Raw genomic sequence first — 13098 nt, 5'->3', positions numbered from 1 at the left:
ATCACTGTTAAAGTTATCTTCCGGGCCTAATCACGGTGTTCAAGAATATAAACTTCGATGTCATTTCAATTTAATCAACTCTCTCCTGTTATTTGATAGTCAATCTTTCCGTATTTACCGCTACGAAAGTCCTCGTAAGCCTGACCAATTTCTTCAACGGTGTTCATAACAAAGGGCCCGTGAGATACTATTTTCTCTTCATAAGGTTCACCACCAAATAACAGAATCTCTAGTTCTTTACTTGCCTTATTGGAAATAGTAATACCTGTATCATTGCTATCAAAAACGACTAATTCTCTTGCACTAATCTCAATATCGTTGAAGTGTGCATTTCCATTAGGTAAGTAACCGCCATACTCTAATCCTTCGAGAGTCTTCAATTCTATCGATGCTTTACCAGACAACTTTATGTGCCAAATGAATTGCTGAGTAAAAGCTGGTATGGGAGAAGATTTACCGCCATATTCCCCTAACAGAACTTTTAACGTGGCTTGTCCATCAGCTAGCTGAATAAGTGGTAATTCTTCAGCTTGGACTGGCATGTAATCAGGTGCTTGCTCTTTAATTTCAGCCGGAAGGTTCACCCAAAACTGAAAGCCGTAGAATGCCCCTCCACTAACACGAAATTCTTCAGGTATAACTTCATCATGGATAACACCGTTTCCCGCATTCATCCACTGCACACCACCCGCCTTAACTCGGCCATAACCACCATTACTATCGAAATGAATTAGCTCCCCTTTCAGTAAGTAGGTAAAAGTAGCAATGCCACGATGAGGATGTGCAAAAGAGCCATTTGGCGCTGAAAACTCACCTGGTAATAAGTTTTTCTCAAGAATATGATCTAAGAATATAATTGGCCCTACTCTAGGAGTTAAATCGCTAGGTAAAGCTCTCATGATATCAATAGCTCCCACTTTGTCCGCTATAGCCTTCTCTTTAGAAATAATTGGTTTCATAGTTCCACCTATTAATGCTTACAACAGGTATATCTTCTATCTTGCTAAAATGACCAATAACCCAATTAGGACACTAATTTTGCTTTAACTGCAGAGCGATTGAGCCAAGCCAGAATTCCGCATAGCATTAAAAGAATGATGCCTGGCAACGCAGCTTTTTCAGGATCAAGCACTAAGTGATATGCGATCGCACCAACCATTATTCCTGAAAGCCCTAAAGCTGCTAAAAACCGAAATTTAGGAACAAAAAGCCCAATCGCGCCAGCTATTTCTAACACACCAACAACTTTAGCCATTGCAAGCATATTCATATGAACAAATGGGAGCAGAACTTGCTCTACGCCCACTAACTTAGCCCCACCAGCAGCGACAAAAACCAATCCGAGGAGCCCCGTTAGTAGCCAATGTGTAATAGACTTCTTAGTCATCTGAGCCATGCAATATTTCCTTAAATTTAAATGTTGTAAAAAGATTAGCGTAGAGCGAGTAAAATATATATTTATACTTTATTATTAAAACTATAACTTTTACTTAAGTTTATTGAGGTTACAGATGAAATTAGAGCAGTTAAAAGTCATGCAAGCTTTAATCGAAACAGGTTCGGTCAAATCTGCCTCTGAGCTACTACACAAAACACAACCCGCAATTAGTCAGGCTTTAAAGGCATTAGAGTTTGAAAGTGGGGCTAAGCTATTCGACCGTTCAGGTTATAGATTAGAGCTAACCTCAATAGGACGGCGGTTTTATCAGCAATCTTTGAGGGTGCTAGAAGAAGCTGATGATTTGTCACAACTATTACTTCACTTTAATAAAAAGAACGAAGAAAAAATATGCATAGCGCTAGATGCAAATACGGATTTAAATGCTTTAGCGCCTATGCTTAAGCTGTTGCAGAATGAGTATCCTGAAACACAAATTAAATTAAAAACAGAAGTTCTCTCAGGAACAATTCAAATGATAAAGGACGGTAATGCTGATATTGGTATCGCTCCCATTATGCCATTCTTATTAGAAGAAGAAGGGTTTGACTATCTTCCACTCTATCAATCACAGCTACGAAATGTCGCCACTCCAGCGCTTGTTGAGCAGATGAAAAGTGCAAAAAAAGTGTCTGACTTAAGGCGGTTTCAGCAAGTCATTATGAATGATTCAGGCAAAGCGGAAGGAGTATTTAATCGAAACTTTGGCGTTCAGATGGGCCAAAGGCGATGGTTGGTCAGTGATTTAGCAACCAAAAAGCAATTACTCGTTACAGGGTTGGGCTGGGGGCGGTTACCCGCGCACTTAGTTGATGATGAAATCAATAAAGGATTACTATCAGAAATTAAGCTTGAAGATACCCACTTGGCATTGGATATTAACTTCTTTGCTTTTAGAAGGAACTCTCCCGCCATTAATGGCCCTGTGGCCTCAACTATTTGGGAGGTTTTAAAGAATTAGATATTCCATGGTTTTTTGTGAGCCATTATGTAACTTTGCGATTAGACATAATAGATTTATACATTCACACCTTTTAGTACAACGTGACTCAAGCGTTAACGACTCATACAGCGCAAACATGTCAGCTTTGCCAATTATAATGTTTGAAATGCCAACATCTAACAGTAACAAGAGTCGTCATCGTGAGCTTTACACTAGTGAGGCAGCACGTAGCTTTATTGCTAATGACTCAACTAAACACTCTAAGTTAAGTAATTAGCACTAAAAGTGCACTCGTTAGCTGCATTGTTATTGGCTCGCCAGCATGTTCAGCGCTTGCTATCTGTCTAGTAACTCACTTTTGGACATGAACGAGTAATCAGCAAGAGTTTAAAGTGTCTAGAAAACTAGGGGCTTACCAGACTTTTATCTGTACATTAATACTCAATTTGCAGAGCGCTATATTGATATCCCCCACAATGCATATGACTTTATTTGCTCTTGTGAAACATCAAGCATTGATAAACTCTATCTGCCAATGCGCCTAATAAATAAAGGCACGGTTGACCTCCAACCGATACTGACGCTTTACCAACAATTGTGTCAGCGCGCCATTCAAGTCGGTATCGTACCCAACTCTAGCGAGGGGCAAAATCAATTCTATAGTTTTATCTGCCACAGCGAAATTCAAGTGATCACTGACATTCTCTATCAAGAAAAATACCTTCCTGACTCATTAAGCGCACTTAAACACAAAATTTTTCAGCGTACATTATTTGCAAAATAACAGCGGCATATGCAGTAGTGAGCAGCAGAACAGATCAGTGTTGAACAGCAGAGCGTCTCATTTTTACCAGCACCGCCACTTAGTGGCGCTGGAGTTAATTGCACAAACTACTGTTCCCAACTGATCACTTCTACTGGTGAGTACGGCTCACGGTGCTGGCCAAATTACCAACTTACAGGCAACAAAAAGCCCCAAAAAATGGGGCTAATTAAGAGGGGGGGAATCACTAGCTATCTGAGTTTGATTTATCATGCCTGTCCATATAAACCAATAATAGGGGGTGTCTTCAATACTAATAAGGGTTCGTCTTGGCCTCGGCATGCAACCTCCTTGTTCAATGCTCAAATCAAGCATAATAGGAGGTCGCGATTGATGCCATTAACTATGCCTGTCTATGTATTAGTGGTCCACAATTATTGTTTATTATGGCTTACCATCCATTTGTTCAATTTTAAATTCAAATACTTCCACAAAACTCTTATTTTTGGCATTTCCCTTAAACCTATATTTTTTAAGGGCCTGTACGCTACTTCTTGAAAACTGTCTATTATACGAACTATTCAATATCTTGAAGTTAACTGGTGATAACGATGCGTCAACTGTAAACCTTACAATTATACATTCAATTAGACCATCACGGCCCTCTTTTAGGCTCTCTTGAAAAATTAACTCATCCCTAGGGAATTTAGGGATTTCGCGGTGCTCTATATAGTTTCTCAACTCCAGTCTTAGCTTCCCCTCTTTTTCTGATAGCGTATCACACTCATTTGCACGTACATTGTTAAAACTAATAACAAGGAAAAGAGTAAGTAATAAAAAATATTTCATGTCCTACAATCCTCCATTAAATGTTCGCACATCAGTGTCAGCGTAATGAGTTCTCATCGGCATTTCCTTTGCTCTACGATACACATTTTCAAAGCGAGTAGTTGCGCGTACCTCTTCAGCCTTGAGTAGAATGGGATCATATTGGCTTCTTCCCGGTCGCCTTTGAGGGATTACATTTAACCCCAGAGCAGCCCTGCCCGCAGAAGTATGACCAAATTCATGCGCAATTAATGACCCAATAGTTGCTGAGTTTATTTCATTACCTTTGTGCATATTCTGCCTAGATTGTTTCCATCCATCAATATTAGAGGTATATGTAATTTGTATTGCTGAATCAGAAAGGTCATTAGCACTATAGCCATCACCTGGAAAATATCCTTCAGTAAATAGAACTGACTTACCATTCTCCATTATTCCTCGGATAACTTTTGCACCAAGCTCCGTAGCAGCATATCCTCTCAACCCTAGCAAAAGCTCCTTAGTAATTTCGCTTTCTACAGTGTTAAAATTTTCATCAATTTCAGACTCATGACTAACATGCTTCTCCATAAAGGTAGTAAACTCTTTATCAGTAAGTCCAATATCCTGCTTATTCTCCTGCCCACCAATCTTATCAACCTGAACATCTGCCTTCTGAGAAGACTGCGATTTCTCTGAACCATTATTTCGATTAGATTGGTTTTTTTGTTTAAATATTTCTTCAATCGGTTTATCCCAACACCCACCGATATCACCGCATTCTGGACGTCTACCTGATATATCAATTGACTTATACCCCGTCGGATCCGTCCCCGCCAGCGGATTATTCATAATGTACGAATACGGATTAACACTTTGCGTCGATGTCGGCGATTGAATAAACGGGTCAACACTCAATAAGCGGCCGAGGTTATAATCATACACCCGACCGTTCATATGAATAAGTTGCTGTTCATTCAAATGCTCATGGTCAGTAAAACCGTGGCGATTACGGTTGGTATTAACCAAATCCCCTAAACTGCCCGCCACACTTGCCGAAGCCGTGCGCCCAAACGGGTCGAAGTAACGTTGAGTGATGATATTGCCCTGATGGTCAACCATTGTCGTTGCACTACCAAGCCTGTCTCGCAAGGTATAGAGCAGTTGATGGCTGCGCTCTGGCTGGGAAGATAGAATTGTTGGGTCGATACCCAAGGAAGATTAAATAATCTGCCAACATATCGATTTAAACACATAGATTAGGCAAGCTAAAAATATAGCTATCATCATAGTACTCGGTGATAGCAACTCAATTAATATGGATAAAAGCAAAACCCTAGATATAATTTCATATCTAGGGTTTTCGTGATCATAAATAACATTTGTCAGAGAAAGAATCATCAAACCTCACAGAAACAATTAACAACCACCAAGTTTTTAATCAATAGGCAATAGGCAATAGGCAATAGGCAATAGGCAATAGGCAATAGGCAATAGGCAATAGAACCATATAAAAAAGAGCTATAAACAACAGAGCTATGAACTCCCCTACAGTCAAATAAATCAAAAGCATTCTATTTAAGAGATGGTAAATAACAGAAAACCTCTTATTTATAAACAGCATATAGCTAATTTTAGCCTGAGCATTTCTCCCGTCACATTGCAGTTTTACGTCTTGTTATCAAAAATGGGATTCGGACTCTCTGTATTGGTTATTTCTTATATACGTAAAAAAGATAAAAATAGCTTCATCAAATCGTTACAGCTTTAACTTAATAAACAGGTAAACATTATGAAAGTAACAATCTCAACATATCTATTAATGCGACTAAAAGAGCTTAACGTTAATCACCTTTTCGGTATTCCTGGTGATTATGTGCTGCCATTCTTTGATGAACTAATCGATCAGCCTCACGGTGTACAACATGTACTCACAAGAAACGAACTGAATGGTTCATACGCAGCTGATGGCTACTCTAGAGAAAATGGTTTTGGCGCAATGGCCGTTACATTTGGTGTCGGCTCACTAAGTTGCACTAATGCTGTGGCTGGTGCCTATGCAGACGACTCACCAATGATTGTCATTGCAGGTGCTCCAACTGTTGAGGTTATTAATACACCTACTGAGAAACTACTCCACCATGTAGTAGGAACTGATTTTGATTTCAACCTTCGAGTATTTAGTAACTTTACTGTTGGTAGCAAGCGTCTTGAGAAACAAAGCACGGCAGCGTACGAAATTGACAATCTACTACGAAAATCAATACAAGCGAAAAAGCCGGTTTATCTTGAGATCCCATATGACATTCAAACTCAGTTGGTTGATGCTCCCGATCATCCTCTAGATTTAATGTTAAATCAGTCTTCTAAAACCAATATGACCAAAGCACTTAAAGATGCTTATGAAATTATAAGTAATAGTAAAACCAGAAGTATCGTTACTGGTCACCTACTAAAGCGCGAACGCATGATTGATGAGGGATTAACTTTAGTTGACCGTCTAAATGCCTGCGTATCAACTACATTTGTATGCAAAATGGGTGACTTTGATGCTCATCCAAATTCAGTAGGTACTTTTTTAGGTACAACAAGCCAAGATTATACGGTTGATATGATGACAAATGCTGATGTAGCAATTGGCCTCGGTATGACTTACAACGAGTTTGACACAGGAGTCTTCTCTTCAACAATGGGTAACAACCAAGATGTTATCTGGATTAGACAGAACTATGTAGAGATCAATGGTAAGCGATACGACGAAGTATATTTGCGTGAGTTCTTACCAAAGTTAAACCAAATTGTGATGGATATTCCTAAAGGGGAGTTAGAAATTGCTGATAAGCGTAAATTTGTTTTTGAACGCAAAGACAAGTTTGTAGCGACCGATGCAGATATCACTATCGATCGCCTGTTCGTGCAGTTTGCCAACTACCTGAAACCAAACGATATGGTTTATGGTGATACGGGCGGCCACATTAATGGCTCTCAAGCTGAATTTCCAGCAGGCACCCAATTCGAGGGTTGCGGAAACTGGGGCTCTCTCGGCGCAGGGTTTGGTATTTACGTTGGCGCAAACATGGCTAACGAAGAAAAATCTGCTCGCTCAGTGTGTATCTCAGGCGAAGGTGCTTTTACCATGACAGGCCAAGAGCTAGCGACACTCATAGAGCATAAGAAAGATCTTGCTTTGTTCGTATTAGATAACGCGGGTTACGGTGCAGAACGAGCGATTAAACCTGGTAAACATCGCTCTTATAATGACATTGCCGTATGGAAATATGAAAAGCTAGGTGAAGCACTTGGTGGTACAGAGGGTGTTGATATACATAGTTATGTTGTAAAAACTGAAGCTGATATGCAAAAAGTATTTGATCAGCTGGAAACACCAAAAGGCGTTAACATTGTTCGAATTATGCTTGACCCAAATGATTCAGCTGAATTTAACATCAAGTTTAGTGGAGCACTAAAACATTAATTTAGTGGAGTATTGAATCACTAATTTAAAGCTAACTAAATATTCATGGCGAGCACTATTCGCCATGAATATAAAAGTTAAAATCAACATTAAAATAGAACTATTACTGTGGTAAACATTATTAGACAACAGTAAATAGGAAAACTCACATAAAAACTAGATAAGTGTATTAAACACTTATCTCAGTTTAATAAAATTTCTTTGTCGTATAACACAGAGAGACAGAACATAAATATAGGTATAAACAATGAGCACTTACATTCCTCCTTACATTGCAATTGGGTTAACGAGCAAAACAACTTTCATTCAACATCGAAATGAAATTCCAGCAATCATCGATGAGATAGAAGCCTTAGCAGACTCTGCTATTTGGTTAGCCTCTGAAGATGGTAATGTAAAACTTATTACTCTGATTGAAGGCGGTTTACAGGGGTTTCCTGATGAGACTCAAGAGATGGACCCAGACGAATATATAAAGAACATTGCAATTGATATTGAAAATGGCCAAGAAGTACTATTATTGGGTTCCATCGCTAAAAAGCACAAAATCTATCTAGCATTTCAGGCCAGAACGATTCGTAAAGAGTTCCCAAATCGTTACTTTAATGAAGATATCTTATTAAACCCTCAAGGCGAGGTTATTCTGCGCAGCTGTAAAAACTCAACCCTTTATCCATGTGAACCATCAACAACACCTCATGATGTTTACGACCAATGGGTTGAGTTATATGGAGATAACTTAGATGCGTTTTACCCCGTAGCCAAAACTGAAATAGGCAATATTGGGTTTGCAATGGCGATGGAAGGTTCTTATCCTGAATATGTTCGCGGCCTTGCTATGAATGGAGCAGAGCTCATATTGCGCATGAACATACCAGAGCCCTTTGCTGATGCTTCTGAAATTCAAAATCGTGCGCACGCCCTTAATAATACAGTGTATGTACTAGGTAACCAATCTGGAGTATCACAAACTCCCTATGGACCTGTAGCCCTCACAAACGGGAAGTCACAGTTGATAGACTATAAAGGTCGCATAGTTGCGGAGAAATCGACTACAAACGTTAGTTTCCTCTCTGGTGAGGTTAATATAGAGGCATTACGAGAATATAGGATAAATACACCTATTGGAAACTGGATAAAAGATTTAAGATGCGAAATCATTACTAAAATATATGAAAAGCCAAACTTACCAAAGAACATAAACAAGGATAGAACAACTTATACTGCAGGTGAGTATGCAACAGAAATTATGCACTCTCAAGTACACAACATGATTGACAGGGGCATTTTCACTCCACCGAATGCTGAAGATTGGGAGTCTCGTGTTTATGGCTATAAAAAAAAGCAGTCTTAGAAAACACTACTAATATTCAAGAAAATGAAAGTTCAACTAGTATAAAAACTTGTAGCAGTTGAACTTTCAAATTAAATTAATAAGGTATCCCCTCAGTTTTTAGTGAATCAACAATGAAGTTAACCAGTTTTTTGTGAGCTAATGGTTGTTTCCTATTGTGATAGACCAAATAAACATCTAGCGTCTTACATACCGAATCTGGAAATAACAGTTCTAGTTTGTTATCCAACAAATATTCCTGGACAGAATATAACGGAACATATGAAAATCCGGTGTCATCTAAAACAGTCGTAATAACAGAACTCATATCTGAAAGTAACATTTTCGGTTTAACTTTATACTGTTTGGAATTAATATCTAAACTAGTATACGGAGTTGCTGCGATATAATCCCATTGCTTTAGTTGTTCGGGTGACGAAAGCGGCCTTTGTGAGTTAATGTAACTTGGGGTACTTACAAGCACCATTTTAACTTCTGATATCTTCCGTGCAATTATATCCTTATCTTGGATTTCTCCAATAATTATTGCAATATCAATATTATCAGGAATGATGAGATCCTTTATAAATTCCAATTGCACTGACATATTTACATTTCTATATTTACGCAAGAAGTTATTGATTGGATTATGAAAGTAACTTGAATATAAGCTTGCAGGAACGGCTAATGATATATGGCCAAAAACCAATTCATTTTCTTCCTCTAACGAATTTTTCTTAAATATTATTTGCTCAAAAACTGGTTGTAACGAATCATAGTATCTTTGACCAATATTGGTTGGTTTGAGTGTGTGATTTCCTCGTATCATGAGATTCAGAGACAAACTCTCTTCTAATAGGCCTAAGCGTCTGCTAATGGTCGATATAGGAAGCCCGGTAATTTCGTGAGTTTTTTTTACGCTACCATGTTCAACTATCAAGCAGAATAGGTACAAATCATCTAAATGAGTTTTCACTAAACCTTCCTTAACTTAGCATAACTACGTTAATTTTCAGTTTAGAACAGATCCTGTAAGCCATCAATATTTAAAGATATTTCATAGCATTATAACCACTAAACTGTCCGTTTTTAGCGATACTTCACAGCAGCCAAAGTTGTGGCTAATCCGTCAAAATTTTTCCCAAAAGCCCCGTGAGCAAATGTCTCTTTATTACCAGCCGCTGAAGGCTCCATGATGAGGTGAAAAAGTGCCGACAATAACGCTACAGAAGCGAGCAGAAATCTAGTAATTTCAAACTGATTGCTTTTGTAGCTAAGCCGTCGAGCTTTCTCAGAAACAACACCATGAGCATACGGCTCTTTATTACCAGCCGCTGAAGGCTCCATGATGAGGTGAAAAAGTGCCGACAATAACGCCACAACAAAGAAGACGAAGAAAGTAATTTCAAACTGATCGCTTTTGTAGCTAAGCCGTCAAGCTTTCTCAGCCCATGAGCATACGAGTAGTATGTGATTGGGTGAGAAAGCGCAGACAATAACGCTACAGAAGCTAGCAGGCTGTCGCTGCAAGTATAACCTGACATAGGTCGCTTCCGGCTTTCAATAGCTTAGCTAAAAAATATAACCATATACTGACATAAAATATAACCATAAACTGACAAATTAAAGCTGTCATACCTAAGCGATGGCCGCTACATGTTCTTTTATTACAGCTAAAACACTCGCACTTTCTAGCTCACTTTTGGACAAAAGCGGGTTAGAGCCTTCATTCTAAAAATAGCTGCCAGCATTAGGGAAAATATTGCAACCAGATATGCGGTAACGCCGCATTAAGGTGTGAACAACGCTACCAACTAACTTAGACCATTGCAGTGTGTGGGGGGGGGATGCTAGACACCTCTGGCTACCCGATCAGTTCAACACTTGCCCCCTATTGTCCGAAGCTAGAAATCCAAAATCGGTGATTACTATCCAAAAAAACAACATAAAATGTGCTTTCTTGAATAAAACCAGCGACTCTAGGAAGACCTCCAATACCTTCAATAACTCCCCAAGCAACATTTTTATCAACATGTACAGGATGTGAGAAATCAGTTTTTTTATTCGGGGGGAAGTCACCGTAATTTTTAAGTTGTTTTTGAGAAAACGCTTCCTCTCGGGTAAGCCCGGACAACTCTTTAAGACGATTAACTAAAGGTTTTAAAAGTCCTTTCTCTTCCCATAACTGTATAGTTTCTTCCTTTCCTTTAGGTTGATCTTGATCTAAGAACTTAAAACTAAACGTCAATAAGTCGCGATTCCCTGTAACCTTTCGTTCTTCTCTCGTATTTTCTTTACGAGCCTTTACTTTACTTTTACTTCTATCTCTTACCATTTAGCATTTCCTCTAAAATAGCAACAGAGCTAAACAGTGGAATAGCACCATACTTACCAGACAAGTAATCCTTACTATAACTATCATCTTTTCTTGTATAATGTTCTTTATATTCTACAAGGGAATACATTTCACTTTCATTTGACTTATTTTTCTCAACAAACCAAATCTGATCTCGACGAAATAATTCATTTGTAAGAAGATTAGTATCATGACAAGTTATTATAAGTTGACTGCTACCATGATTGTTTTTATTGTACAAATCAATTATGAACTTACACAGTAATGTGTGAAATTTATTATCAAACTCATCCACAAATAAAATTTCATCGTTAATAATGACATCATACAATGGGCCAAGAAGATAAAGTAATTTTCGAGTACCTTCAGACTCGAAGCTAAGAGGTATTGAGTAAGTTTCTCCTGTTTCTTCGTCTAACTTTACAACATCAACTTTTTTATGTTTTACTTTCGTACTTTCTAAGTACCCTTTCAACTTAGATAGAGCATCATTAAGTTCTTTATTTTCTAAGTTCTTTTTACCTTTTGGTAATGGAAGATTTCTTTCTACTTCCACTATGTTCAAGTCATAAATTTGAAAAGACTTTAAAATCTCAACAGCCCACTCTCTGAATTTGTCATCTTTTTCGAAAAGCTCAATGGTAAAATCCTTAAACCCTTTATCTGTAAGTCCAGATATAATATTTAGTCTTTCGAACCAAGAAGTAACGACACTTGATTTCTCACCATCAAATTGAGCTAAAACAGATATAAATGGAACAAATTCTTTCGTCTTTTCCAAAGACCAAGTATCACCTTCTCGCTTTGTAAAAAGCTTCGCTTCAGGGAAGGAGCGTTGATTATAATTAACTTTTTGTTTGTCTCTGTGGAATAAAAGTGTCTCTCTCGAACTTTTAGTCCAATATAACCATTCTTCGGCAATTTCTCCTTCAGAAATTGCGATCCCATAACGGTATAGATTCTCATCAGCAAGAAAGGTGACTTCAAATTCTGATGCTACGTCGAAATAATCGTCCTTTAATAGAAAAGGAAGGATCTGATGGGCTACACTATCTCCAACCGAGTCCAAAGAACCCAATATAAGCATTTGTAACTTCTTTAAAGACTCAGCTAAGTTAGTTTTTCCTGAGCCATTGGCACCAAAAATTGCTGAACTCTTCAGAACATTTTTTATTCCAAAGGCATTTACTTCCTTCAAGTTGTTTAAAGCACACTCCTCTTTTGTTGAAGTCGACGCTAGCATGCTTAACTCTTGACGGGTGTTAAAAGAGCAGTAATTTTGAACGGAATAGTCTATTAACATCACAATTATTCTTTGTTTGTAGATTGAGGGCTAAGATATCACTTAATGTTGTTTTTCGCAAAAAAAACGCAAAAAAAGCAACTAAGTGCAAAAAACACCTAACCACTTAATAATTAGTCGCTCGATAACGTTCTCAGCAACTAGTTAAATTTTTAATAAACTATCACTGCTAAGACATTGCTGTTAATAGGTAATTTATAAATTCAAGCTATAGGAATTACCTTGTTGGCAGCGGAGAAAGAGAGCCTAGGGTCTCAATAGGTCCGTGTATCATTTTTTTACATTTCATAAGATTGATTTTTATAGGCTTTATGATATTTTGAAAATTATCGATGCCTATCTGGACGGTTTTTGGCATATTTATTTGCGCCATAATGGGTGTTTTTACTCACTTTCAATTATACCTGTATAAATATTCAGCCTTAGTTCAACCTACATGAGAATACCTAATCCACGCTTCCCGTACAGCTAACCCATTTTGGGGCAGAAACGTGCCATAAGTATTCCGCTAGCACGTACCTGGACAGAAGTGTGTTAGGGCTGAAACTCTCGGATTTATGAATTTCATTAGGGAAAGTATGGCAAACGGATATGCGATAACGCCGTGCTCTGCGGAAATTTGGGAGCGACAGCGAGTAAACTTTCCGTAGCAGCACCTTGTTATGTGCTGCGTATTGGGC

Annotated in this window: 12 protein-coding genes; 4 read left to right on the top strand and 8 right to left on the bottom strand. The window is 38.3% G+C overall.

What is annotated here, in order from left to right; genetic code table 11:
* Positions 1-74 precede the first annotated feature (74 nt).
* The gene (locus AB4135_RS14220; protein WP_371993869.1) at positions 75-959 is read right to left on the bottom strand and encodes a pirin family protein; all 885 of its coding nucleotides are present in this window, start codon (positions 957-959) and stop codon (positions 75-77) included.
* Between the two features lie 65 nt (positions 960-1024).
* Positions 1025-1387 (bottom strand): DoxX family protein, encoded by a 363-nt coding sequence (locus AB4135_RS14215; protein WP_371993996.1) that lies wholly within the window; start codon positions 1385-1387, stop codon positions 1025-1027.
* Positions 1388-1511: 124 nt separating this feature from the next.
* Between AB4135_RS14215 and AB4135_RS14210 the strand changes: the two genes are divergently transcribed.
* Positions 1512-2399: a LysR family transcriptional regulator gene (locus AB4135_RS14210; RefSeq protein WP_371993867.1), complete on the top strand. Its 888-nt coding sequence runs from the start codon at positions 1512-1514 to the stop codon at positions 2397-2399.
* 517 nt (positions 2400-2916) lie between these two features.
* Complete coding sequence (locus AB4135_RS14205; protein WP_371993865.1) at positions 2917-3165, top strand: hypothetical protein; 249 nt, start codon at positions 2917-2919, stop codon at positions 3163-3165.
* A gap of 423 nt (positions 3166-3588) precedes the next feature.
* Here the strand turns inward: AB4135_RS14205 and AB4135_RS14200 are convergent, their stop codons facing one another.
* Both AB4135_RS14200 and AB4135_RS14195 read right to left on the bottom strand, forming a co-directional pair.
* Positions 3589-3993 carry a hypothetical protein gene (locus AB4135_RS14200; protein ID WP_371993864.1) on the bottom strand — a complete coding sequence of 135 codons (405 nt, stop codon included), beginning with the start codon at positions 3991-3993 and terminating at the stop codon, positions 3589-3591.
* A 3-nt stretch (positions 3994-3996) separates the two neighbouring features.
* Positions 3997-5166: an RHS repeat domain-containing protein gene (locus tag AB4135_RS14195; RefSeq protein WP_371993862.1), complete on the bottom strand. Its 1170-nt coding sequence runs from the start codon at positions 5164-5166 to the stop codon at positions 3997-3999.
* A gap of 577 nt (positions 5167-5743) precedes the next feature.
* Here AB4135_RS14195 and AB4135_RS14190 point away from each other — a divergent pair.
* On the top strand, positions 5744-7426 hold the full coding sequence (locus AB4135_RS14190) for a thiamine pyrophosphate-binding protein (protein ID WP_371993860.1): 1683 nt from the start codon (positions 5744-5746) through the stop codon (positions 7424-7426).
* Positions 7427-7673: 247 nt separating this feature from the next.
* Positions 7674-8780, top strand: coding sequence for a nitrilase-related carbon-nitrogen hydrolase (locus AB4135_RS14185; protein WP_102542293.1), 1107 nt, complete (start codon positions 7674-7676; stop codon positions 8778-8780).
* Between the two features lie 76 nt (positions 8781-8856).
* Here the strand turns inward: AB4135_RS14185 and AB4135_RS14180 are convergent, their stop codons facing one another.
* The 4 genes from AB4135_RS14180 to AB4135_RS14165 form a co-directional block, all read right to left on the bottom strand.
* Positions 8857-9735, bottom strand: coding sequence for a LysR substrate-binding domain-containing protein (locus AB4135_RS14180; protein WP_102542291.1), 879 nt, complete (start codon positions 9733-9735; stop codon positions 8857-8859).
* 113 nt (positions 9736-9848) lie between these two features.
* The gene (locus AB4135_RS14175; RefSeq protein ID WP_133150923.1) at positions 9849-10130 is read right to left on the bottom strand and encodes a hypothetical protein; all 282 of its coding nucleotides are present in this window, start codon (positions 10128-10130) and stop codon (positions 9849-9851) included.
* Positions 10131-10650: 520 nt separating this feature from the next.
* A complete protein-coding gene (locus AB4135_RS14170; RefSeq protein ID WP_371993857.1) occupies positions 10651-11094 on the bottom strand; it encodes a hypothetical protein in 444 nt (147 codons plus the stop codon).
* Complete coding sequence (locus tag AB4135_RS14165; RefSeq protein WP_371993855.1) at positions 11081-12358, bottom strand: ATP/GTP-binding protein; 1278 nt, start codon at positions 12356-12358, stop codon at positions 11081-11083. The genes AB4135_RS14170 and AB4135_RS14165 overlap by 14 nt, the downstream gene beginning before the upstream one ends.
* Between the last annotated feature and the right edge of the window lie 740 nt (positions 12359-13098).

This window comes from Shewanella sp. 10N.286.54.B9 (assembly GCF_041468565.1).
GTDB lineage: Bacteria > Pseudomonadota > Gammaproteobacteria > Enterobacterales > Shewanellaceae > Shewanella.
Note: the sequence above shows the minus strand (reverse complement) of the source record. Positions and strands in the feature narration are given on the sequence as shown.